General features: G+C 60.4%; 22 protein-coding genes. 7 read left to right on the top strand and 15 right to left on the bottom strand.

Annotated features, from left to right (window positions below; translation table 11 throughout):
• Positions 1-156: 156 nt before the first annotated feature.
• The 15 genes from RGR602_RS28060 to RGR602_RS28120 form a co-directional block, all read right to left on the bottom strand.
• Positions 157-612, bottom strand: coding sequence for a PTS sugar transporter subunit IIA (locus RGR602_RS28060; RefSeq protein WP_040115321.1), 456 nt, complete (start codon positions 610-612; stop codon positions 157-159).
• Positions 613-652: 40 nt separating this feature from the next.
• On the bottom strand, positions 653-1345 hold the full coding sequence (locus tag RGR602_RS28065; RefSeq protein ID WP_040115322.1) for a response regulator transcription factor: 693 nt from the start codon (positions 1343-1345) through the stop codon (positions 653-655).
• Positions 1342-4050 carry a sensor histidine kinase gene (locus RGR602_RS28070; protein WP_040115323.1) on the bottom strand — a complete coding sequence of 903 codons (2709 nt, stop codon included), beginning with the start codon at positions 4048-4050 and terminating at the stop codon, positions 1342-1344. The genes RGR602_RS28065 and RGR602_RS28070 overlap by 4 nt, the downstream gene beginning before the upstream one ends.
• A gap of 63 nt (positions 4051-4113) precedes the next feature.
• Positions 4114-4683 carry a potassium-transporting ATPase subunit KdpC gene (gene kdpC, locus RGR602_RS28075; RefSeq protein WP_040115324.1) on the bottom strand — a complete coding sequence of 190 codons (570 nt, stop codon included), beginning with the start codon at positions 4681-4683 and terminating at the stop codon, positions 4114-4116.
• A 12-nt stretch (positions 4684-4695) separates the two neighbouring features.
• On the bottom strand, positions 4696-6783 hold the full coding sequence (gene kdpB, locus RGR602_RS28080; RefSeq protein WP_040115325.1) for a potassium-transporting ATPase subunit KdpB: 2088 nt from the start codon (positions 6781-6783) through the stop codon (positions 4696-4698).
• Between the two features lie 44 nt (positions 6784-6827).
• On the bottom strand, positions 6828-6992 hold the full coding sequence (locus RGR602_RS37725) for a hypothetical protein (RefSeq protein ID WP_166677419.1): 165 nt from the start codon (positions 6990-6992) through the stop codon (positions 6828-6830).
• 1 nt (position 6993) lies between these two features.
• The gene (gene kdpA / locus RGR602_RS28085; protein WP_040115326.1) at positions 6994-8697 is read right to left on the bottom strand and encodes a potassium-transporting ATPase subunit KdpA; all 1704 of its coding nucleotides are present in this window, start codon (positions 8695-8697) and stop codon (positions 6994-6996) included.
• A gap of 34 nt (positions 8698-8731) precedes the next feature.
• The gene (gene kdpF / locus RGR602_RS28090) at positions 8732-8821 is read right to left on the bottom strand and encodes a K(+)-transporting ATPase subunit F (protein WP_040115327.1); all 90 of its coding nucleotides are present in this window, start codon (positions 8819-8821) and stop codon (positions 8732-8734) included.
• A gap of 13 nt (positions 8822-8834) precedes the next feature.
• Positions 8835-8957, bottom strand: coding sequence for a hypothetical protein (locus RGR602_RS39315; RefSeq protein ID WP_267285123.1), 123 nt, complete (start codon positions 8955-8957; stop codon positions 8835-8837).
• A gap of 327 nt (positions 8958-9284) precedes the next feature.
• Positions 9285-10472, bottom strand: coding sequence for a galactarate dehydratase (locus RGR602_RS28095; protein WP_040115328.1), 1188 nt, complete (start codon positions 10470-10472; stop codon positions 9285-9287).
• Positions 10473-10484: 12 nt separating this feature from the next.
• Positions 10485-11702, bottom strand: a complete 1218-nt coding sequence (locus RGR602_RS28100) for a mandelate racemase/muconate lactonizing enzyme family protein (RefSeq protein ID WP_040115329.1) — start codon at positions 11700-11702, stop codon at positions 10485-10487.
• The gene (locus tag RGR602_RS28105) at positions 11699-13423 is read right to left on the bottom strand and encodes an ABC transporter ATP-binding protein (RefSeq protein WP_040115330.1); all 1725 of its coding nucleotides are present in this window, start codon (positions 13421-13423) and stop codon (positions 11699-11701) included. The genes RGR602_RS28100 and RGR602_RS28105 overlap by 4 nt, the downstream gene beginning before the upstream one ends.
• A 7-nt stretch (positions 13424-13430) precedes the next feature.
• Positions 13431-14552 (bottom strand): ABC transporter permease, encoded by a 1122-nt coding sequence (locus tag RGR602_RS28110; RefSeq protein ID WP_040115331.1) that lies wholly within the window; start codon positions 14550-14552, stop codon positions 13431-13433.
• 9 nt (positions 14553-14561) lie between these two features.
• On the bottom strand, positions 14562-15548 hold the full coding sequence (locus tag RGR602_RS28115) for an ABC transporter permease (RefSeq protein WP_040115332.1): 987 nt from the start codon (positions 15546-15548) through the stop codon (positions 14562-14564).
• A gap of 95 nt (positions 15549-15643) precedes the next feature.
• Positions 15644-17581, bottom strand: a complete 1938-nt coding sequence (locus RGR602_RS28120; RefSeq protein WP_040115333.1) for an ABC transporter substrate-binding protein — start codon at positions 17579-17581, stop codon at positions 15644-15646.
• Between the two features lie 217 nt (positions 17582-17798).
• Between RGR602_RS28120 and RGR602_RS28125 the strand changes: the two genes are divergently transcribed.
• From RGR602_RS28125 to RGR602_RS28155, 7 genes are all read left to right on the top strand, one after another.
• The gene (locus RGR602_RS28125) at positions 17799-18167 is read left to right on the top strand and encodes an RraA family protein (RefSeq protein ID WP_052451779.1); all 369 of its coding nucleotides are present in this window, start codon (positions 17799-17801) and stop codon (positions 18165-18167) included.
• The gene (locus tag RGR602_RS28130) at positions 18167-18880 is read left to right on the top strand and encodes a FadR/GntR family transcriptional regulator (protein ID WP_040116537.1); all 714 of its coding nucleotides are present in this window, start codon (positions 18167-18169) and stop codon (positions 18878-18880) included. Before RGR602_RS28125 ends, RGR602_RS28130 begins: the two co-directional genes overlap by 1 nt.
• 21 nt (positions 18881-18901) lie before the next feature.
• Complete coding sequence (locus tag RGR602_RS28135; protein WP_040115334.1) at positions 18902-19732, top strand: NAD-dependent epimerase/dehydratase family protein; 831 nt, start codon at positions 18902-18904, stop codon at positions 19730-19732.
• Entirely contained in the window at positions 19729-20604 is an 876-nt protein-coding gene (locus RGR602_RS28140; protein ID WP_040115335.1) for an SMP-30/gluconolactonase/LRE family protein, read from the top strand. Before RGR602_RS28135 ends, RGR602_RS28140 begins: the two co-directional genes overlap by 4 nt.
• Before the next feature lie 16 nt (positions 20605-20620).
• Positions 20621-21562: a dihydrodipicolinate synthase family protein gene (locus RGR602_RS28145; protein WP_040115336.1), complete on the top strand. Its 942-nt coding sequence runs from the start codon at positions 20621-20623 to the stop codon at positions 21560-21562.
• A gap of 80 nt (positions 21563-21642) precedes the next feature.
• Entirely contained in the window at positions 21643-23229 is a 1587-nt protein-coding gene (locus tag RGR602_RS28150) for an ABC transporter substrate-binding protein (RefSeq protein WP_040115337.1), read from the top strand.
• 6 nt (positions 23230-23235) lie between these two features.
• Positions 23236-24333 (top strand): ABC transporter permease, encoded by a 1098-nt coding sequence (locus RGR602_RS28155; protein ID WP_040115338.1) that lies wholly within the window; start codon positions 23236-23238, stop codon positions 24331-24333.

The raw sequence follows: 24333 nt of genomic DNA on the forward strand, positions 1-24333 counted from the left end.
TCACCGATCGTGTGCCGGAACAGAAAAGCACAGCCGCGCTCGCCATGACACCGGTGAAAACATCGCGATCCGTACAATCGATGACAGGCCCACGCCGTATGCAAAACGATTTCTAAATCGAAACATGGACGTCAGAAGCAAGGCTCTGACGCATTGTCACGGTCGCGAATCTTCAATGAAACTCGAATAGAATTCATCGACGTTTTTCGCCTCGCGCATCGACACGACGACGCCGTCCGATTGCAGGCGCCGAGCGATGGCGGCAAGCACATTGAGATATTCGCCCCTGTTGCTTTCTGCGAAAAGCAGCATGAAGGCGATATCCGTCGGCAGATCGTCGATCGCCTGAAAATCCAGCGGCTGGGCGAAACGCACCAGAAGCCCACGCGGGCTTGTCATGCCGGCGATCGCCGCATGCGGTACGGCAATGCCGTTGCCGATGCCGGTCGAGCCGAGATTTTCACGCCTTTCCAGTGCCTGGACAATCGTCTTTTCCTCCACGCCGAAGGCCTTGCCGGCCTTTTCCGCGAGGCTCTGCAGCGCCCGCCACTTCGTCGACACGGAAACGCCGATGAAGGTATGCTCCGGCCGGAAAATATCTGCGAGCTTCATGTCGTTCTCGTTGTCTTGCTGGCACGGTGATTGGGGAAGTTCAATCCCGCTCCCTGAGGCGATAGCCGACCCCGGTTTCCGTGGTGATATATTGCGGCTGGTCCGGAATCTGCTCCACCTTTTGCCGCAGTTGACGGACGTAAACGCGCAGATACTGAACGTCGGCGGCCGGTCCCCAAACCTGTTTCAGGAGGAACTGATGGGTCAGCACCTTGCCGGCATGCTGGGCAAGGACGCGCAGGATATCGTATTCCTTCGGCGACAGCTTGATTTCTCTGTCGTCCACCTTGACGATCCGCTTGACGAGATCGATCGAAAGACCGCCTGTCTGGAAGATTGCCTTTTCTCCCTGCTGCTGCAGCCGGTGGCGGAGCGCCACGCGAATGCGGGCCCCGAGCTCGTTGATTCCGAAGGGTTTCGTCACGTAGTCGTCGGCGCCGGTTTCAAGCGCCTTGACGATGCCTGTCTCGTCGGTGCGGCTGGAGAGGATGACGACAGGCATGGAAAGGCCATCCTCGCGCCATTCGCGCAGCAGGTCGTGACCTGGCTTGTCGGGAAGACCCAAGTCCAAAACCACGAGGTCCGGCTCACCATCTTTTACCGCTTGGCGGGCGCTGGCGGCATTCGGTGCCTCTTGAACCTCGTAGCCCTGCGCGCTGAGCCCGACGCGAAGCAGCTTGCGGATCGGCGGCTCGTCGTCGACGACGAGGATCTTCACGGCGGAATTGGTCATTTGAGCTCATCCAGCTTTGGAATGTCATCGGCTTCAGGCAAACGGATGGTAAAGACGGCGCCGCAGCGATCCTTGCGGTTTCCGGCATCGATGGTTCCGCCCATCGCTTCGATGAAGCCGCGGCAAATGGAAAGGCCGAGGCCCGTTCCGGCGCGCACCTGATCTCTCTTGCGGACGCGGTAAAAAGTGTCGAAAACGCGTGTCAGGTCAGGTGGGGGAATGCCCGGTCCTTCATCGGCAATCTGAATGACGACATTGCCAGCGTCGACAAAGCCCTCGATGCGGATTGCCGAGCCCTCGGGCGCATATTTAGCGGCATTGTCGAGCAGGTTGAAGAGCGCCTGTTCGAAAAGCACCGGATCGACACGCACCATCGGCAGGTCGGCCGGCATGATCATCTGGGCCTCGTGACCCTCAAGAATCTTGGCGGCCCGCCTGAGCGCGCTGCCGGCGATGTCGCCGGGATAGTGAAGGCCGTCGTTCGGTTCCATGGCTCCGGATTCGATCTTCGTCATGTCGAGCAGGTTGGCGATGAACCGGTTCAAGCGTTCGGATTCATCGATGATCGTCGCCAGAAGGTCGTTTCGGTCTTCCACCGGCATGGAGCCGAAATAGTCGCGCAGCGTGCCGGCGGCACCGAGGATTGCAGCGAGCGGGGTCTTCAAATCGTGCGAGATCGATGTCAGCAGGGCGGAGCGCAGGCGATCGGCTTCGGCGGCAAGCTTGGCGCGATCGACATCGGCGACAAGCTGTATGCGCTCGATGGCAAGTGCTGCCTGATCGGCAAGCGCATCCAGGAGCCGTTGCTGTTCGGGTGTAAAGAGCGGGCCGTCGCGGCGATCGCTGTCGAGACCGATGACGCCGACGGCGGTGCGCCCGGTTCTAAGCGGCACATAGAGGCGCTTCGCACCGGGCAGGGTGTCCGCACCGCGCCCGGCGGCGTGATTGTGTTCCCAGGCCCAGCGTGCCGCGGCGATATCGGCATCGTCGAGCGTATCGTCGGGCGGATATCCAGCCTTGACGGCGATCGTACCCCCTTCGGGCAGGAGCAGGACGACCCGCACCTTAAGCATCGAGGCGATCTGAAAGGCCGTTGCCCAGAGTACATCGTCGAGCGTGCCGGTGCTCGCAAGCTTGCGGGAAAAAAGATAAAGGTCCTCGGTGGTGCGCGCACGCTGGCGGGCGGCCGCTGCCTGGCGCTGAACGGTCGCTGTGAGATTGCTCGCAATCACGGCAACGCCGATGAAGAAGAAAAAGGCGACCACGCTTTCGGGGTCCCTGATCGTCAGGGTGAAACGCGGCGGCAGGAAGAAGAAGTTGAAGGCAAGTGCGCCCAGAATGCAGCTGTACAGCGCCGGCCGCAATCCGTGGAGGACGGCGGAGGTGAGCACGGCCATCAGGAAGACGAGAGCAAGGTTGCGCACGTCCAGAACCTGATCGAGCACCGTGCTGAAGGCGAGTGCTGCCGCAACGTAGATCGTTGCAAGCACATAGGCCTTGATGTTGAAGGCCGGCAATGCGGGTGCCGGCTTGACGCCGCGGCCTGCATTGCCGCCCTTCTCGTTGCCGGAGATGACGTGAACGCTGATACCACCGGCGCGCCGGATCAGCTCGTCGACCGGCGAGTGCTGAAACCATTGGCGCCATGGTGCCTTCACCGGTGATCCAACCACGATATGTGTTACGTTGTTGGCGCTTGCGTGGCGAAGCAATTCCTCGGCAACCCCGGCGCCGGGAAGGGTCAGAGCCTCGCCGCCGAGCCGCTCGGCAAGGCGCAGCGTCGCAGCGATCGTATCGCGCTGTTCTTCTGTCAGACTGACCGACTGATTGGTTTCGATATAGACCGCTGACCATGGCGCGCGCAGCCGCGAAGCCATGCGCGTAGCATAACGCACCAGCGAGGCTGAGCGCGGATGCTGATCGATCGAAACCAGCACACGCTCGCCGGCAGCCCAGGGACCGGAGATGGCGTGCGCCTGCATATGGCTGACAAGCTGGTCATCGACGCGCTGTGCGGTCTTGCGCAGCGCGAGCTCCCGGAGCGCCGTCAGATTTCCGGGCGTGAAATAGTTGCTCAGCGCGCGTTCGGCCGTTTTCGGCACATAGACCTTGCCGTCGTGCAGGCGTTTGATCAGGTCGTCGGGCGTCAAATCGATGATCTCGATATCGTCGGCCAAGTCGATCACCGAGTCCGGTACGGTCTCGCGAACGCGGATACGGGTGATCTGCGAAACGACGTCGTTTAGGCTCTCCACGTGCTGGATATTCAGCGTCGTATAGACATCGATGCCGCGGTCCAGCAGCTCCTTGACATCGAGATAACGTTTCGGGTGACGGCTGCCTTCGGCGTTCGTGTGGGCGAGTTCATCGACGAGGACGAGATCCGGCTTGCGGGCGAGGATGGCGTCGAGATCCATCTCCTCCAGGGTGTGCCCCTTATACTGGACCTTCGCCCGAGGAATGGTACTGAAGCCGTCGAGCAGCGCCTGCGTTTCCTTGCGGCCATGCGTCTCAACCACCCCGACGACAACGTCAACGCCGTCCGCAAGTTTTGCCCGTCCGGAAACCAGCATTTCATAAGTCTTGCCGACGCCAGGGGCGGCGCCGAGAAATATCTTCAACCGGCCGCGCGTCTCGGCGCGCGCTTTTACTAGAAGCGCGTCCGGCGAGGGCCTGGCGGCCTGATCGCTTCTATCGTCCGGCATTCACGTAATCTTTCTTTGTCCGCGGGCCCTGGAGTGCCTATGATCGTCCGGGCCTTTCAACCTTTACTGAGTCATAGAAGCATCGAGAGACTGGTTCAATGCCAGCACATTGACCGTGGGTTCGCCGAGGATACCGAGTTCAGGGTGCTGTATGGCGCCGTCGACCAGAGCCTTTACCGCGGCCTCGTCCAGGTTTCGGGCCTTGGCGACGCGCGGTACCTGGAAGTAGGCGGCGTCCGGCGAGATATGCGGGTCAAGCCCGCTTCCGGAGGCGGTCACGAGATCGATCGGAACCTCTGCGCCAGGGTTGATGGCCTTGGCCGCTTCGTAGTCGGCCTTCACGCGGTCGATCAGCTTTTGGCTGGTCGGGCCGAGGTTTGAACCGCTGGAGCTTGCGGCATTGTAGCCGTCACCTGCCGCCGAAGGACGGCCGTGGAAATACTTGTCGCTGGTAAAGGCCTGGCCGATCAGCGCCGAGCCGATCACCTGGCCGTCCTTCGCGATCAGGCTGCCGTTTGCCTGTGCGGGGAAGAGCGCCTGGGCGGCGCCGGTCATGGCAAGCGGATAGACAAGGCCGGTGATGGCCGTAGTGGCAACGATCATGACGATTGCCGGACGAAGTTGTTTCAACATTGCTCGTACTCCTTATGCGAGGCCGGCAGCGGTGATCAGCATGTCGATCGCCTTGATGCCGATGAATGGGACGACGATGCCGCCAAGACCATAGATCAAAAGGTTGCGGGAAAGCAGGGCGCCGGCACCAATCGGACGGTAGCGCACGCCTTTGAGCGACAAGGGGACCAACGCGATGATGATCAGCGCGTTGAAGATGATTGCCGAAAGAATGGCGCTTTGCGGCGTTGACAGACCCATGACGTTGAGAGCAGAGAGCTGCGGATAGAAGGTGAGGAACATCGCCGGGATGATGGCGAAGTACTTGGCGATATCGTTGGCGATCGAAAAGGTCGTCAGCGCGCCGCGGGTCATCAGCAGCTGCTTGCCGATTTCGACGATCTCGATGAGCTTCGTCGGATCGCTGTCGAGGTCGACCATGTTGCCCGCCTCACGGGCGGCGACCGTGCCGGTGTTCATCGCGACACCGACATCGGCCTGGGCAAGGGCTGGTGCGTCGTTGGTGCCATCGCCGCACATGGCGACGAGCTTGCCTTTCGCCTGCTCCTCGCGGATCAGTGTCAGCTTGTTCTCCGGCGTTGCCTGAGCCAGGAAATCGTCGACACCGGCTTCTGCGGCGATCGCAGCCGCAGTCATCGGATTGTCGCCGGTGATCATCACGGTGCGGATACCCATACGACGCAATTCTGCGAAGCGCTCGCGGATGCCACCCTTGACGATATCCTTGAGCTGGATGACGCCAAGCAGACGGCCGTCACGGGCAACGGCAAGAGGCGTGCCGCCGGCCTTGGCAATTTGGTCGGCAATTGTCTGCAGTTCCCTGATTATGTTGCTGTTGGTTCGCAGGGCGACGGCGGCGTTGCCCGAAACCGACGTGGAACCGGAGCTGACATAGGCGAGCACGGCATCGACAGCGCCCTTGCGGATCGACGAGCCCTCGACATCGACCCCGCTCATGCGGGTCTGGGCGGTGAAGGGTACGAAATGCGCCTTCAGGCCTGCCATCTCACGGCCGCGAATTGCGTATTTCTCCTTGGCAAGCACGACGATGGAACGGCCTTCGGGCGTTTCATCGGCGAGCGAAGCGAGCTGGGCCGCGTCGGCAAGCTCCTGTTCGGAGACGCCATGGACCGGATGGATGGCTGTTGCCTGACGGTTGCCGAGAGTGATCGTACCGGTCTTGTCGAGCAGCAGCGTATCCACGTCGCCGGCGGCTTCGACGGCGCGGCCGGACATGGAAAGCACGTTGAAGCGGACGAGACGATCCATGCCGGCAATACCGATTGCCGAGAGCAGGGCGCCGATCGTCGTCGGGATCAATGTCACGAAGAGCGCGACAAGAATGATGATCGGGATCGAGCCGCCGGCATAGATCGCAAAGCTCGGGATCGTCGCGGTCGCGAGCACGAAGATCAGCGTCATGCCTGCAAGCAGGATATTGAGCGCGATCTCGTTCGGTGTCTTCTGGCGTTCCGCACCTTCGACGAGCGAGATCATGCGATCAAGGAAGGTCGATCCGGCAGCCGCCGTGATACGCACGCGGATCCAGTCGGACAACACCTGCGTGCCACCGGTGACCGCCGAACGATCACCGCCCGATTCGCGGATGACCGGAGCGGATTCACCGGTAATTGCGGCTTCATTGACCGAGGCGACACCTTCGACGACTTCGCCGTCCGATGGAATGATGTCCCCGGCTTCGACAAGAACAAGGTCGCCGACCTTCAGGCTCGTGCCGGGGACCATGCGGTAACCGGTGCCGTTATTGGCGGTCAGCAGCTTGGCCTGTGTTTCGGTGCGTGCCTTGCGGAGTGAGTCCGCCTGCGCCTTGCCACGGCCTTCGGCGACGGCCTCGGCGAAGTTGGCAAAAAGCACCGTGAACCAGAGCCAGAGATTGATCTGGAAAGAGAAGCCGAGATTGCCATTGCCCGCCACAAGATCGCGCAGGAAGAGGACGGTGGTGAGCACCGAGACCGTGGCCACAACAAACATGACCGGGTTTCTGGCAAGCGTGCGCGGGTTAAGCTTCTTGAAGGCGGCGCCCACGGCCGGAATGACGATGCGAGAATCCATGATGCTCGCGGATTTTGCCTGGCTCATAAGAGACTCCAGCTTGAGACGAGGTGAGGCGACCGGCTTTCCGGTCAGCCATGGAAAATTCTAAGGGCGGCGAGGATGACGAGGAGATCGGCCATCATGACGAGAATGATGTCGGAGGCGCGCGTCAGCCGCTCACGCTCACGTCCAGGCAAACCGGGACGTGAGAGGATTTGCGAAGTCTGTGACGAAGGGTCATGTCTTGTCTTCATCTCAGAAGGTTTGGCCGGCGATCATCATCAGGTGCTCGATGACCGGGCCAAGCGCCAGCGTCGGGAAGAATGTTAGGCCGCCGACGATCAGTATCGTGCCGCTCAGAAGGCCGACGAAGAGCGGGCCGTCGGTCGGGAAGGTGCCTGCCGAGGCAGGCACCGTCTTTTTGGTGACCAGGGAGCCTGCGATCGCAAGAGCCGGAATGATGACCAGGAAGCGGCCCATCAGCATGCCGATGCCGAGGGTGATGTTGTACCAGGGCGTGTTGCCCGTCAGGCCACCGAAAGCCGAGCCGTTGTTGGCCGCAGCCGACGTATAGGCATAGAGGATTTCGGAAAAGCCGTGCGGGCCGGCCGTGCCGATCGAGGCGACGGCCGACGGAATCACGCTGGCAATCGCGGTGAAGACCAGCATCGCCAGAGGCAGGCAGAGAATGGCAAGAACGGCCATCTTCATCTCTTTGGCCTCGATTTTCTTGCCGAGATATTCCGGTGTACGGCCGACCATCAAACCCGCGACGAAGATCGCGATGATGACAAACAAAAGGATACCGTAGAAGCCTGCACCGACGCCGCCGACGATGACTTCACCGAGCTGCATGTTGATCAGCGGAATGAGGCCGCCGAGTGCGGTGAAGCTGCCATGCATGGCATTGACCGCACCGCAGGAGGCGGCGGTGGTGATAACTGCAAAGAGCGAGGACAGGGCGACGCCGAAGCGGACTTCCTTGCCTTCCATATTACCGCCATTGAGACCAAAGGCATGCATCAGCGGATTACCGGCAGCTTCAGCCCAGTAGGTGACGCCGACGCCAACGACGAACAGGATGCCCATGGTGGCAAGGATCGCCCAGCCCTGGCGCTGGTTGCCGACCATGCGGCCGAAGACGTTGGTCAATGCGGCTCCGATCGCAAATATCGAGAGCATCTGCACGAGGTTTGAGATGGCATCGGGATTTTCGAAGGGATGCGCGGAATTGGCATTGAAAAAACCGCCGCCATTGGTACCGAGCATCTTGATTGCGAGCTGCGAGGCGACGGGGCCAACGGCGATCGTCTGCTTGGCTCCTTCAAGCGTCGTCGCTTCGACATAAGGACCGAGCGTCTGCGGCACGCCGAGATAGACATAAACAAGTGTCAAGACGATGCAGAGCGGCAGCAACACGTAGAGCGTGCTGCGGACCATGTCGACCCAGAAGTTGCCGATCGCCTTACCGGATGCGCGCGCAAAGGCGCGGATCAGGCCAACGGCTATGGCGATACCGGTTGCTGCGGAAACGAAATTCTGAACCGTCAGACCAGCCATCTGAGTGAGATACGACATCGTGCTCTCGCCGCCGTAATTCTGCCAGTTTGTGTTGGTGACAAAGCTGACGGCAGTATTGAAAGAGAGCTCTGGCGGAACGGCAGCCATGCCAGCCGGATTGTAGGGAAGGCCCGCCTGCAGGCGCATCAGTGCATAAAGAACCAGCACGCCCATAAAATTGAAGAGAAGCATGGCGAAGGCATAGGAGGTCCAATGCTGTTCTTCACGCTCGCCAGTGCCGGCAATGCCGTAAAGCCCCCGTTCGATCGGAACGAGGACGGGTGAAAGGAATGTGCGCTCGCCATTGAAGACACGCGTCATGTAGCCGCCGAGCGGTTTGACGAGCGTAATGAGGATCCCGCAGTAAAGCAGGATTTGAAGCCATCCGTTGAGGGTCATGGGAGATAACTTTCAGTACCCGGCTGCTTCTTAGTCAGAAGCGCTCGGGGCGAATGAGAGCGTAGATGAGGTAAACGGTCAGAAACACCGTTACCGCACCGCTTAGGATGTAATCGAGCGTCATGATGTTTCTCCGTTCAGAGCCTGTCGCAGGCACTGGTATAGGCAAAGCACAGTGCGAAGAACGCCACCGCGATGCCGAGCAGGATGATGTCCATCATCGATCTTGACTCCTGTTGTTGTTCTTTGGAGTCAGACAAGACAAAGGGCACCGTCTTTGAAAGATGGCGCCTTTCGTGCTTTCTGGCGTGGAGATGATCTTGCTGATCTCTCGAGCATCTATATGCGGCCGAACCGCATAAAGGTTCGAGACGGGGCGGCGAGCGCCAATATAAAAATCTTATAAATGCCCTGGCTACCTTAGCCTACTCCCGGCTGTCCTTGCCGCCTGCGCATAAGGTCAATCGAAGGCTCAGCGCGAAGGGCATAACTATTTGGCTGCGATCGCGGTGAGAAGCACGTTGGAGGCGCCCGCCGGCCGCCGAGCGGTGGCGATCAGCGGGCCGCGCTTGGAGCGCGTCTCGCTCTCAAGCAAAGGCATAGGAGCCGTCTGGCCGTTTCGGGACGCGCCGTTGCCAATGAACGTAACCTTCTTCAGTCATTGCCTCTTCGTCCATCTCCACGCCCCAGCCGGGCCGGTCGGGCCGCAGTTCCAGATAGCCGTCCTTCGGCAGATAGGGATCGACGACATATCGTGTCTCACCCTGCCGTCTTTCTATGTCGTTGCCGCCATAGACATAGGCCTGGCCCTTCGGCAATCGGTATTCGAGAATGCGGAAGTTCTGGGCGGCAGCCGAAAAGTGAACGTTGACCGCGGTCGCCAGCGGACCCATGGGGTTGTGGGGTGCCACGCCGACGAAGAAAGCCTCGGCGAGAAACGCAATCCGCCGCATTTCGCTGATGCCGCCAACCACGCAGATGTCGGGTTGTATCAGATCTGCGCCCTTAACCTGCAGCAGGCGCAGGAACTCATTTCGATTGTAAAGCGATTCCCCGGTTGCGAGCACACAGTTGAGCCCCTGCTTGAGGTCGCCCCAGGCTTCGATGTTTTCCGGACGAAGCGGTTCCTCGTAAAACAGCGGATCATAAGGTGCGAGCGCATTGCCGAGCTGGCGGGCTGCGATCGGCTCGAAGATCTTGGCGTGCGCATCAAACGCAATTTCATAGTCGTCGCGCACCGTTTCCCGCAGTGTGCGAAAATAGTCCGCCGAGGCTTTGACGACGTTGCCCCAGCGATGGGCGTGCATGTCGATGCGCCACGGGCTGAGCTTGAAAGCGGTAAAACCCCATTCAGCGTTCAGACGGTCGAACTCGTCGCGGGCCGCCGGCGCATCCGGTGCCGTATAGACGCCCGCATAGACCTTGATGCGATCGCGCACCTCGCCACCCAGAAGCTTGTAGACGGGAACGTTTGCGGCTTTGGCGGCAAGATCCCACAAGCAGTGATCGAGGGCGGAGATTGCAGCCAGCCCCAATGCGCCTGGCGGAAATCTGCTTTGCTGGATGAGCAGATTCACGAGATAGTCGACACGTGTCGGATCCTGGCCGGACAGGAAGGCGTAGAGATAATCCAAGAGCGGCGGAAGCGCCTTGTCCGGACCATGGTTATAGCATTCGCCCCATCCTGTCAGGCCGTCATCCGTGTCGAGGGCGACGATGACGCGGGGACGGTCCTTGTCGCGGGTCATGAAAGCCCGCATGCGGTCGATCTTCATCTTGTTGTCCTTCTATCGATTGAAATAGGCGCGGCGCGACAGACGTGTCTGCACATAGAGATGTTCGTTGTAGGTTCCGGGATTGTACGAGCCGGCATCCTCCGGCACGGGTATCGAGACGTTGCCGCCACTTGGGAAGCGGGCCACGAACGTCTCATCGATGTCGCAGCCGAGCCCCGGCGCATCAGGAACTGCAATCAATCCGTCGACCTGCTCGGGATGAGGCACGATCGTCTGCCGGCGGCCATCCCAGTCGTCATCGATGCGCTCGAGGATGAGGGCGTTGGGTATCGCAGCAAGCACGTGCAGGGCCGCATATTCGGCCACCGGGCCAAGCGAGCCGGAATGCGGTGCCACCTGGATATGGTGCGCCTCGGCCATTGCCGCAATCTTCTTCATCTGCGTAATGCCGCCAGCCCGGCCGGTATCGGGCTGGATCACGTCGACCAGTTCTTCTTCGATAAGTTCGCGTTCGCCGAAGATGGTCGCCGAACGCTCGCCGGCCGCCAAAGGCACGTGCGCCGCATCGCGAATACGCCGATAGCCATCGGTGTTGTCAGGGGCAATCGGATCTTCGACCCAGAAGAGTTCGTATGGCTCCAATGCCCTCACCAGCCGGCAAGCATCGGCAGGCGTCAGCCAGGGCGGTCCGTGCAGATCGATCGCAATGTCGATATCGTTGCCGACCGCCTCGCGCAAAGCAGCGACCTTGCGGACCGGATCGGTCACCCCGCCACACTTGATCGCCTTGATACCGCGCTCCTTGGCTGCAAGCGCCCGCTCGGGGGTGTTTGCATGGGAGTAGATCGGGATCCGGTCGCGCATCTTGCCGCCGAGCAGCATCCAGACCGGCACGCCGAGCGCTTTTCCCTTAATGTCCCAAAGCGCCATGTCGATGCCGGTCATGGCGCCGCCGCCAACTGTTCCCAGCATGCCGTGGCCCATCATGGCGATATGCATCTTCTGCCAGAGCCGTTCGATATTGGCGGGATCCTCGCCGATAAGCAGTGGTGCGAGATCGTGTATTGCCGTCTCGATGACCCGCGGCCAGCCCGAGCATTCACCGATGCCGGTGACGCCCTCGTCGGTATCGAGCTTCAAGAACAGCCAGTTTCTGCTGCCCGGTAGCATTTTGGACGCGTCGTCTTGCGAGCGCGTGTCCAAGGCCCGTTTCGAGGGGGCAGGTTGGCCCGCATGCATCAGAAAGGTTCTAATTCCGGTGATCTTCATCGCACAGAACTCCCGTTCTTCAAGTTGCCTGGTTCGACGTAGCGGAAACGCCGCGTGCGATCGCGATCGCGGGGGTCGGGGCGCGGAATGGCGGAGATGAGCGCTTGCGTGTAGGCGTGCTCGGGCGTGTTGCAGACCCTATCCGCATCCCCGACCTCGACAAGCCGGCCCTTGTACATGACGCCGACACGGTCGCACATGTAGCGAATGACGCCGATGTCGTGGCTGATGAAGATGTAAGCAAGGCCGAGTTCATCCTGCAGGCGCATCAAAAGGTCGAGCACCTGGGAGCGGACGGATACGTCGAGCGCCGAAGTCGCTTCGTCTGCAACGATGACGCGCGGGTTGAGCGTGATGGCGCGGGCAATTCCGATGCGCTGACGCTGGCCCCCCGAAAAGGCATGCGGATAGCGTTCGCGGCTCGCAGGATCGAGACCCACCTGTTCCATCAGGTGGCAGACGCGCTCGTCGAGCGCCCGCCCGCTCGCGACGCCGTTGACAAGCAGCGGCTCGCCGATGATTTGAGACACAGTCATGCGGGGATTGAGAGAGCCGAAAGGATCCTGGAACACCATGCGCAGTTCGCGTCGGGCCGTGGCAAGCGTCTGTCCTTTCGCCGTCGCCAGATCGATCATGCCACCATCGGCGCGGCGATAGACGATCTCGCCGGCCGTCGGATCAATGAGGCGCATGATCGAGCGACCCATCGTTGTCTTTCCTGAGCCGCTTTCGCCGACGATGCCAAGCGTCTCGCGTGGCAGGAGCGAAATGGAAATGTCGTCGAGCGCTTTGACCTCGCCGAAATCCACTGAGACGTTGCGGAGTTCGAGGATTGGCGCTGCCGTCTTGTCGAGCGGCGTCCTCGCCAGCCTGATTTCGGCCTTGGCTTCCAGCTTCAGAACGGAGCCGATCAGCATTTGGGTGTAGCTGTCTTTCGGGGCATGAAAGATCTGCTCGACCGGCGCATATTCCTTCGCAACGCCGTTGTGCATGACAAGCACGTCGTCGGCGATTTGCGCCACGACGCCCATGTCGTGCGTTATGAAGAGCACCGCCATGCCATAGGCCTTCTGCAGCCGGGCAATGAGGTCGAGGATTTCGGCTTGCGTGGTCACGTCCAGGGCCGTAGTCGGCTCGTCGGCGATGAGCAGTTGGGGCTTGCATGCGAGTGCCATCGCGATCATTGCGCGCTGGCGCATGCCACCCGAATACTGGAAGGTATATCGATCGACCGCTTTTTCCGGGAATGGAATTTCCACCTGCTGTAGGAGGGATATCGCTTCGGCGCGTGCTTGCGCCTTGCTCATTCTGGTGTGAAGGCGGAGGGCTTCGATGATCTGGTCGCCTACCGTGTGCACCGGCGACAGTGACGACATAGGTTCCTGGAAGATCATCGCGATATCGCGACCACGTATGGCGCGGATTTGGCGCCCACGCGGGCTGAGACCGACGAGATCAACGGGACGGCCGTCTTTGCCGTTCAGGACGATAGAGCCTGCGCAGATGCGGCCGGGCGCGTCTACAATCTGCAGAATGGAACGCGCCGTCACCGACTTGCCGGAACCGCTCTCGCCGACGACGCAGAGGGTTTTTCCCGGATCGATCGAAAAGGAAAGATCGTCAACCGCGCGAAGGACGCCGTTGCGCAAGGCAAAGTCGACGGTCAGGTTGTTCACCTGCAGGAGCGGTCTGCCGCCGGTGATGGGAACCATGTCAGTCATGCCGGCCTCATTTGTTATAGGGGTCGGCTGCATCACGCAGGCCGTCGCCGAGAAGATTGAGCGCCATGACGGCGACGACGACGGCCGCCCCCGGCATGAAGAGCCACGGCGCCGTAGCGATTGAACGTATGTTTTGAGCCTCGCGCAAAAGCACACCCCAGGAAATGGTCGGCGGCTGCAGGCCAAGGCCCAGGAAGGAGAGGGAGGTTTCCGCAAGGATCATCGCCGGCACGGCAAGCGTGATCGACGCTATGATGTGGCTTGCGAAACTCGGCAGCATGTGACGAAAGATGATGCGCCTTTCGCGAACACCATCGAGTCTTGCGGCGGCTACAAATTCCTCGGTGCGCAAGGACAAAAAGCGACCGCGCACGACACGGGCAAGCTGCGCCCAGCCGGTCAGCGACAGAATGATGGTAATCATCATGTACTGAAGCGCAGCTGGCCAGCCCTGCGGCAGGGCGGCCGCCATCGCAAGCCAGATCGGGATCGTCGGCAGGGACAGTACGAAATCGATCAGCCGCTGCGTGAAGAAATCGATGCGGCCGCCGTAATATCCGGAAATGCCGCCGAGGACGATGCCGAGCATCAGCGAGAAGAAGACGCCCACAAGGCCGATCGACAGCGAGATCTGAGATCCTTGAACCGTCCGGCTGAAGACGTCGCGCCCGAGCCTGTCCGCTCCGAACAGAAGAAGGGGCGAGGTCTTCTCGGATGATGCGAGCAGATGGATGTTGGTGCTGAAAAGGCCGAGCACGGAATATTCATAGCCGCGCCCGAACAGCCGGACGTCGACACGCTTCGTCCGGTCCTCCCTATAGATCGCGGCAAGAGTTTGCGGATCACGGGTAAGCTTCAGCGGATAGTAGTGAAGGCCAATGGAAATTCCATCGCCGGTATCGATGAGGTGCAATCTCTGCGGTGGATGGAAGGTCGCCCGAGCGTTCTGAAGGTTCGGATCGTTGATGGCGAAGAAGCCCGGAATGACGGCAACGATGTACATCAAGAGGGTGACGACAAGGGCCACCATGGCAAGCCGGTGCCGACGAAAAGCCCACCAGACGAGCTGCCACTGCGAGGCGACCGCGGCGCGATCCGGTGCAAGATTTGTGACGGCAATGTCGGCCATAAGGGCTCCCTATTCCAAGCGGATGCGGGGATCGACGAGCGCAAGCAGGACGTCGCTGATCAATGAGCCGATCAGCGTGAGCGCGCAGATCAGCAGCACGAAGGCGCCAGCCAGGTACATGTCCTGTGCCATCAGCGCTTGCAGCAACAAGGGCGCTGCCGTCGGCAGATTGAGGACAATGGCCACGACGACGGAGCCGGAAATCAGGTTTGGAAGGAGCCAGGCAATCGTCGAGATGAACGGGTTCAGCGCGATTCTTAAGGGGTATTTCACCAGCAGCCTGAACTCGGAAAGACCTTTTGCCCGTGCCGTGGTGACGTAAGGCTTCGGCAGTTCATCGAGCATGTTCGCGCGCATCACGCGGATCAGGCTTGCGGTAGAAGACACGGCCAGAATGATGACCGGAAGCCATATATGCGAAAGAAGGTCGAGAACCTTGGCGATGCTCCAGGGCGCAGTCTCGAACTCGGATGAAAAGAGGCCTCCGACATCCTGGCCGAACTCGACAGCCGCGATATACATGAGCACCAGCGCCAGCAGGAACGACGGAATAGCCAGCCCGAGGAAGGTGAAGGCGGTGAAGAAATAGTCGCCGATCGAATATTTGCGAACGGCAGAAAAGACGCCGATCGGCAATGCGATCCCCCAGGTGGCGATGAGTGTCGAAAGAGCGAGCACCAGCGTCAGCGCCATACGCTCCCAAATGAGGCCAGAGACGGGTTGCTGCCATTCAAAGGAGATGCCGAAGTCGCCGCGGGAAAGGATGCCCCATATCCATTTAAAATACTGCACGAGCATCGGGTCCTCGAGGCCGAAGCGCTCACGCAATTGCGCCGCGGTGTTTTGATCGATGACTTCGTTCGATGCCGCAAGCGTCGCTATATATGTCGTGACGTAATCTCCCGGCGGCAGCTGGATAAGCACAAAGGCAAGGAAGCTGACGGCGAAAAGGGATGGGACCATCCATAGAAGGCGTTTAGCGATGAAGACCAGCATGAGACGTCTCTTGCATTAAACACCGCTCCCGAGCTGCGGGCAGCGCGCTTGAAAGGAGCGCTGCCCCGCAAAGGGACGGCGCTGGAGCGGCAAAGTCAGCTCGTGAAGCTAAATTGCTGGGGCAGTGCAGGGCCTGGATTTGGCCAGGACCAGCTGTCGGGCTGCTTGCCTGGAACGTTGTGCAGGTTGTTGCGGATGATGCCGAAACCGCCGACGGCAAGGCAGAGACCGACTGTCTCGAATTCGTCAGCTGCAATGTCGAAGATCTGCGTCATGATTGCGCCGCGCTTGGAAAGATCGGCGGTGGAACGGGCCTCGTCGAAAAGCTTCATGCGTTTCTTCTGACTTTCCGGCGGTTCTTCGCCGCGTGCGCCGTTCGACGTATACCAGAGCGACCACGGAATGGCGTAGCGCGAACCTTGCGGGTGGAAGGCGAAGAAGTCGCGCGGGTCAAGCATCGGATCAAGACCACCGGGACCCGGCCAGACTGCCGCATCATGCGCGTTGTCGTCGCCGCGTGTGTAGTAGAGGGCGCGCTCGATCGTGTTGACCTTCATCTCGATACCGATCTGCGCCCAATGCGCCTTGACCAGCTCCAGGGCGTCGACGAGATCTGGATAGAGCGTCGGAATGACGTCGACTGCAAAAAACACTTTTTGGCCGTCGGGCCGGAGACGCGACCCGCTCCCATCCATCTTGTAGCCGGCCTGATCCAGCATCGCGCCGGCCTTATCAGGATCATATTCGCTAAACTGCCGCGCGAGCTTTTCATGGTACCAGGGGTGTTCTGGGCGAGGCCCGGCCTGATAGGCTTCGCTCTGGCCGAAATAGACGATGTCGATCAATTCCTGCCGGTTGATTGCAAGCGAAAGCGCCTGCCTGAACGACTTGTCGGCAAACATCTTGCGCAGTGCAGGATCCTTGTGAGTCATATTGAAATAGATCTGGCACTGCTGGGAGGCGGAAGGCACCAGCGACAGCAGGCGATAGCCGCCTTTTTCCATGTTCTGGGAGAGCGTCGGCTTGTTTGAAAGAACGCTGATATGGCGTTCCTGGATGTCGATCTTTCCCGAGATGACATTCAACATCAGTGATTCCACGTCCTGCGAGATGCTGAAATTGATCTCGTCGATATAAGGAAGCTGGTTGCCCTGGGTGTCGACCTGCCAGAAATAGGGGTTCCGGGTCATGACGACGCGCGTCGCGCCACCGCTGTAAGGCTCCTTCACAATCCACGGATCGAGCGTCGGCTTGTCGGGATTGCCCCACCGCGACGGGATCTCGATATCGCCGCAACGCGCGCGGAAGAGATCGGTCCAGCTTCCCACATCTGCCTTTTTCACTTCTTCGGCGATATTGGGATTGTACTTCGGCAGGAACTGGCTGCAGTAGTGCTTCGGAAAGAGTGTCGGATGCTGGCCAAGAGGTGTCGCGAGATTTTCCAGATAGAGCGCGTTTGCCGCTGCAAAGGTGAACTTCACCGTAAAATCATCGATCTTCTCGACCTTGACCGCCTTGCCGGCAACAGACAGCTGCGCAGGTGTCGAGCTGTAGAGCTCGCTGTTCTTGACGCAATCTTCAATGGCGAAGACGATGTCGTCGGCGGTAAAAGGATGACCGTCGGACCAGCGCACCCCTTCGATCAGGTGGAAGGTGAATTGCGAGGCGTCGTCGTTGATCTCCCAACGTTCAGCGAGGTTGGGCATAACTTGCGTAAATTCCAGGTTCCAGCGCACGAGGCTTTGGTTGCCGACCATACGCAGGATGCCGTTATGGTCGGATGAGCCCCTGAGACCGCGGCGGAGCGTTCCGCCATAGGTGCCGACCTTTTCGAAAGGTGTCACGATCATCGGCTTCTTTGGTAGCCGTTCGGCAAGCGGCGGCAACTCTCCGTCCCTGGTAAGCTGCGCCCATGCGGGCGCCTCGCCGCCTGCCGCAACGACGCGTCCAGCAATGGATAGAGCTGCCACACCGGCCATGCCCCCGAGCACGGCGCGCCTGGTCACGCCGCGAGACAATATTTCATCGCGCATCGAAGTTCCTCCCCTTTTGTGCCGGAACGACGCTGGTGTGAACCGGCGCGACGAGCTCCAACTCGGCGCAAGACGCCCTAATCAGCGCCATGAGCCGACCATAGACATGTTCTCAAATAATTACAAGAGTTGACAGATAATGACAGATTTAGTAGCCCTTCGACATCGAGAGTGATTGTAGTCACCGCAAAAGACGGTCGCGGGGGAGTGCGAAGACGTGGATCTGCCGGGTACTGCGTGCGAAAAACTGAAGCCTGTGCCAGCAGCGGCGCTGACGGCAGTGCTGTTGAAGCGCGGCTTGCGAAATGTCGTCATTCGCGGCGTTGAAAAGATCAATGCGCAGGCGCCGCGCCCGGTCGGCCCTGCTGTGGCCGTCTGCGCGGGTGATGCTATGGTCGGCGACAACGATGTGGTCGCCATTCCCGCGGCAATATCGCAGGAGATCGCGAACGTGGCCCTCGTGCAAGCGGCCCTCGAAGATTTCGAAGCGCGGAAGGGGGCCGGGCAGAGCATATCCGGCCCTCACGCTCCCGGTGATGGGGCCTCTGCGGAAATTGCTGCCTGGCGACAGAAAGAAGGACGATGATGAAACTGTCGGCCGTTGCCGATCCCAGCAGGGGCGCAACACGTTTCAGCGACATCATCTACGAGAAGATCGTGGGGATGATCGCGGACGGAAACTTTCCGGTGAATGAACGGCTGCCGCCGGAATCGAAGCTTGCCATCATGTTTGGCGCATCGAGGCCGGTCGTGCGTGAAGCGCTCGAGCGTTTAAGGGTCGATGGACTGGTCGTCTCGCGCAAGGGGTCGGGCTCCTATGTGCGGCAGCGACCAGACTCGTCCATGCTGAAAATGGTCCCGGTCGGCTCGCTTGCAGACGTTCAGCGCTTCTTCGAGTTCCGCGCCGGCTTGGAGGCCGAGGCTGCCGAACTTGCCGCACGCAATTGGCAACCAGCCGACAAGGAGCGGATAACGGCTGCCCTTTCTGCGATTGAACAATGTCTGAGAGACGGCAAGCTTGGCGCCGAGGAGGATCAGGCGCTTCACGATGCAATTGCCATGGCGACTGGGAACCAGTTCCACATCACGGTACGCGAATGGTTCGGGCCGCACTTCGCAATCGGACATTCCGTGACGCGAAGCTTGAGCCTCAAACGTACGCCCGAACAGATACGCAGCGTCCAGGATGAACACGCGGTCATCGTGGCGGCGATCTTTGCGCGAAACGAAGCCGAGGCCCACGACGCTATGAAGAGACACATATTGAATGCGCGCGCCCGCATGTTCCAGGGCGTTTGAGCGACAATGGGAGGAAGAAAGATGAAGCGGCTTGCCCTCACAGGCGCTGCCGGGCGGGTAGGCACATTGCTGAGGCCGCTTCTTCGGCCGCATGCCGAGCACCTGCGCCTGATCGACATCGACGAGCCAGCAGCGTTGGACAGGAACGAAAGCTTCGTGAGAGCCGATCTTGCAAAGCGCGATGAGGCAAATGCTGCCCTGCAGGAGGTTGACGGCGTAGTTCATCTGGCCGGAATAGCAAGCGGCGTCGACATGCGCGCTATTTTGGATGCGAATGTCCTCGGCACTTACAATCTCTATGAAGCGGCGCGGATCAATAAGATTGAACGGGTGGTTTACGCCTCAAGCAACCATGTGACCGGTTTTTATCCGCGCGGCCAGCTTGTCTCGCCGCTGGATCCGATGCGTCCGGACAGCCCCTACGGGCTTTCCAAGTGCTGGGGCGAACTGGTGGCAGGGTTATATTACGACACCTGCGGCATTCGCACGCTTTCCATCCGCATCGGCAACGCGGGCACCTATCCGGCCAGCGAGCGATCCGTGGCAATCTGGATCAGTGCACGTGACCTGGCGCAACTGGTTAGAATCGGCCTTACCCACCCCCTCATCGCCGCAACCGTCGTCTATGGCGTTTCCGACGCCGAGGAGAGTTGGTGGAACAACGGGTTGGCAACCAGACTTGGCTACCAGCCGCAAGATCGGCCTCGTGATCATGCTCGCATCGAGGAACCGTCGGAAGGGCCGGTCGCCCTTGCGTTCCAGGGCGGAGCGTTCTGCGAGACCAATCACGACGGCAACATACGCATGCGCAATGCCGAGGGTTTGGCCAGGAGCCCGGAGACGGTTCCATGACGACGCCGCGGATCGTCCGTCCGCAAGTCCGTCCGGTGCTGCAGCAGCCGCTGGGAGTGGGTGAATCGCCGGTATGGGACGAAAGGAGCAGTACGCTCTGGCTTGTCGACATACAAGCGCCAGCCGTCATCCGGATCTCGCCGCAAGGAAAGGTCGATCGCTTTGACATGCCGTCGGCGGTCGGCAGCCTTGGGCTTTGCCGCGACCGGCGTGTAGTGGTCGCACTTCGAACGGGCCTGCATCTTTTCGATCCCGTTTCGGGAGGCTTCGAGCTTTTGTGCGATCCAGTGGGGCGCGTCAACTGTCGTCTCAACGATGGGAAGGTCGGCCCCGACGGCCATTTCTGGGTCGGGTCCATGAGCGAGACCAAGCCGCAGACCAATGACGCTGCGCTCTACCGCCTGGGACCGGACGGCAGCGCACGGACCGTCGCGACAGGGCTGACCAGCTCCAACGGGCTTGCCTGGTCACCAGACGGGCGGCGCATGTATCACTCCGACAGCCGCCAATGTTTCCTGCAGGCTTTTGATTTCGATCCGGAAAAAGGCGAGCTCGCAAACGCCAGCCGGCTTCGTGTCTTCTCGGAGGAGGAAGGCCGGCCCGATGGCGGCGCAACCGACCGGGACGGCTACTATTGGAGTGCGGGCGTTTCCGCGGGCCGGCTTAACCGGATTTCTCCCGCCGGGGAAATCCTCGAGATCTACATTCTGCCGGTCGCCGCGCCGACGATGCCCTGTTTTGGCGGTCCTGACATGCGGACGCTCTTCGTCACGAGCCTGTCGACCAACCGCAGCGGCCATTTCGAAGCAGGCGCGGTCGTTGCTTTCGACGTGGACGCCGAGGGCTTGCCGCCCTTCCGCTTCGGTAATTGATAGAAAGGGGAAGAAGATGGGCATTGCAACCATGCGTCAGGCGCTGACGGGCGTGTCGGGTGTACCGGTCACGGCCTACGACGAAAATGGCGAAGTCGAGCCGCAAATCACGGCAATGGTCTACCGCAGGGTGGCAGCTGCTGGCATCCACAATATTGTTGCTGCCGGAAACACCGGCGAATTCTATGCTCTGACGCCGCAAGAGATCCGCCGCGTCCATGAAGCGGCGGTTTCCGGCGTTGAGAACAAGGCGCCGGTGACTGCGGCGATCGGCAGGTCGCTGCGCGAAGCAATCGGGATGGCGAAGGATGCCGCCAGGATCGGCGCATCCGCGGTGATGTCGCACCAGCCTGTCGATCCCTTTGCCGCACCGTCGGCTCAGATCGACTATTTCTGCAATCTTGCGGACGCTTCGCCTTTGCCGCTGGTTGCCTATGTGCGGGCGGATGGCTTCAATGTCGATGACATGGTCCGTCTTGCCGGTCACGGCAACATTGCCGGCATTAAGTTCGCGACGCCGGATCTGATGCTGCTTTCGAGGGCCATTGCGGCGTCCGATCCGGCGGGGGCGCTGTTCGTCTGCGGTCTTGCGGAGAGCTGGGCGCTGTCGTTCACTGCCGCTGGCGCACGTGGCTTCACATCCGGCCTTGTCAATGTTGCCCCGCAATTGTCCCTCGCCGTCCACGATGCGCTCTCCAAGGGCGATTTCGCTGCTGCACGCGCCATCATCAACCGCCTCGAACCGTTCGAACGCATGCGCACGAAATTCCGCAATGGCGCGAATGTGACGGTCGTGAAGGAGGCTGTGACCCATTCCGGCCTCGACGTCGGGCCCGTGCGCGTGCCGGGACTGCCACTCCTCGATCAAACGGATCGCGAAGAATTGTTTCGCTTGCTTCAAGGGTGGGAGGCTGCAGGCGACATCCACGGGCATGGAGATCTGCGGCCTTCCCGCTAAGGCGGCGGGCCGAGTTCGACACTAATTCAGGCAGGCAAGAGGCGCTGATCCACTGCGCCACGAGATTGGGAGGTCTTGAGATGCTGAAGAACTTACTGACGACGATCGCACTGGCCGGTGCTTTGGTCACGGCCCAGCCGTCTTTTGCGGCGTCACCGCCGAACATGCTGGTGATCGGTACTAATCTCACCGGTATTCGTACGCTCGATCCGGCGCAGAACAATGCGCGCACGGTATCCGAGCTGATCTCCAACCTTTATGACAATCTCGTCCAGTTGTCGCCGGATGATCTTAAGACGCTGAAGCCGATGCTTGCCACAAAATGGACTGTCTCGGAAGACGGCAGGCTCATTACGCTAACCTTGCGTGACGATGCGGTCTTCCAAAGCGGCAATGCGGTCACGGCCGACGACGCCGCATGGTCCATCCAGCGCGTCATCAAGATGGGGCAAGTCGGCTCCACTGATGTCGCGCTTTGGGGTTTCACGCCCGAAAACGTGGACAAGCTCGTCCGGGCCAAGGACGGGCACACGCTGGAGATCGAACTGCCACACGCCGTCAATACCGATCTTGTGCTTTATTCTCTCGCTGGCTCTTCGATCGGCATCATCGACAAGAAGACGGCGTTGTCGCATGAGGCGAACGGCGATCTCGGGGCAGCGTGGCTGTCGGCCCACTCGGCAGGAAGTGGACCGTTCACCCTTGCGCAATGGCGGCCAAACGACGTGGCAATCTTCAATGCGCAGAAGAACTATTGGGCTGGCCCGCCGGCCATGGCACGGGTCGTCGCACGCCACATTCCGGAATCCGGCAATCTCCGGCTCCAGCTCGAAGCCGGCGACGTCGATGTCGGGCAATACCTCGCAAGCGGCGACCTTGACGCCTTGGCCAATAACAAAGAGATGGTGATCGATAGCGTTCCGGGCCTCGGCTTCTACTATATCGCTCTCAATCAAAAGGATCCGGACCTGCAGAAGCCCAAGGTCCGCGAAGCGTTTCAGCATGCTTTCGACTGGAAGGCGATCTCCGGCAATATAATGCGTTATACCGGCTTTCCATGGCAGTCGATGATCCCTCGCGGCATGATTGGAGCACCAGAGGACGCGACGTCCCGCCACGAGTATGATCCCGCCAAGGCCAAGCAATTGCTGGCCGAGGCCGGATACCCGAATGGCTTGAAGAAAGTGCTCAATCCGTCGGGAGCCGCGACCTTGCCCTTCGCCGAAGCGCTGCAGGCGAGCGCCCGTGCCGCCGGTCTTGATCTCAATCTCGTGCCGGGCGAATTCACGCCCGCATTTCGCGAACGGAAATATGAAATCCTCCTCGGCAATTCGGGTGCCCGGCTGCCGGATCCTTTCGCGGTTGCCACCCAGTACGCCTATAATCCCGACAACAGCGACGAGGCGCGTCTCGGCAGCTATTATCTCTGGCGAGCGGGGATGAAGGTGGACGAACTCAATACTCTCGTCGATCAGTCCATGAAAGAACCTGATACGGGCAAGCGCACGGAAATCTTCCAGAAGATGGACGGCATCTACAGCGGCATGGACGCCCCGCTCGTCATCTTCTTCCAGCGCACGGACCCCTATGTCATGCGTTCCAATGTCAAAGGCTATCATGGGCATACGACCTGGTCGACGCGTTGGCATGGCGTGACGAAGGAGTAAGGGGCCGTGGCGAGCGCCGATCTGACATCGAAACAGGATGCGGAGCGCAATCTGGATGAGGGGGGCTTAGCTCATGCGCCGCCCCATCCGCTTGTGATGCTCCTGCGACGTTTGGCAGGGCGCGTCGTGGCGGTGGTAACCACACTCCTTGGCCTGCTCTTCCTCACCTTTTCGATGGGACGTCTGCTTCCTGCCGACCCGGTGCTTGCCATCACCGGAGCGGAGGTCAGCAAGGAGGTCTATGATCGCGTCTACAACGAGCTGGGACTGGGACGCCCGATCTGGGTGCAATTCCTAAACTATGTGCAGAAGGTTGCAACGGGCGACCTCGGCACATCCGCAACGACCGGTCAGCCGATCCTCACCGATCTGCTGACCATCTTCCCCGCAACCATTGAGCTTGCCGTCATCGCCATGATTGTCGGCGCTCTCGTCGGCGTCCCACTCGGTATCACCGCTGCTGTCAGGCGTGGCACGATCATTGATCACATCGCACGCATCATCGCGCTTGCCGGCCACTCCATTCCGATCTTTTGGACCGGGCTTATGGCGCTTTTCGTCTTCTATGCGAAGTTGAAGCTCGTCGGCGCATCTGGCCGGGTTGACGTATTTTACGAGGGGCTCGTCACGCCGGTGACCGGCTTTCTCCTGATCGATTCGGCAATCGAGAGACAGTGGGACGTATTTCGAAGCGCGCTCGGACACATCATCCTCCCGGGCACGATCCTTGGCTACTATTCCGTGGCCTATATCAGCCGCATGTCACGCAGCTTCATGCTGGAGCAGCTCGGCCAGGAATACATTATAACGGCGAGAGCGAAGGGGCTTGGGCTGCGGAAGGTCGTCTGGCGTCATGCCTTCAGAAATATTCGCGTGCAACTTCTGACCATCATGGCGCTCACCTTCGGGGGCCTCCTTGAAGGGGCAGTGCTCATCGAGACCGTTTTCGGCTGGCCCGGACTCGGCCAGTATCTCACCCGCGGACTTCAGATGAACGACATGAACGTCGTGATGGGCGCTGTGCTGACGATCGGCGCCGTCTTCTTAACCATCAACATCCTTTCGGATGTCCTTTATCGCATTCTTGATCCGAGAACACGGTGA

The organism is Rhizobium gallicum bv. gallicum R602sp (genome assembly GCF_000816845.1).
Lineage (GTDB): Bacteria > Pseudomonadota > Alphaproteobacteria > Rhizobiales > Rhizobiaceae > Rhizobium > Rhizobium gallicum.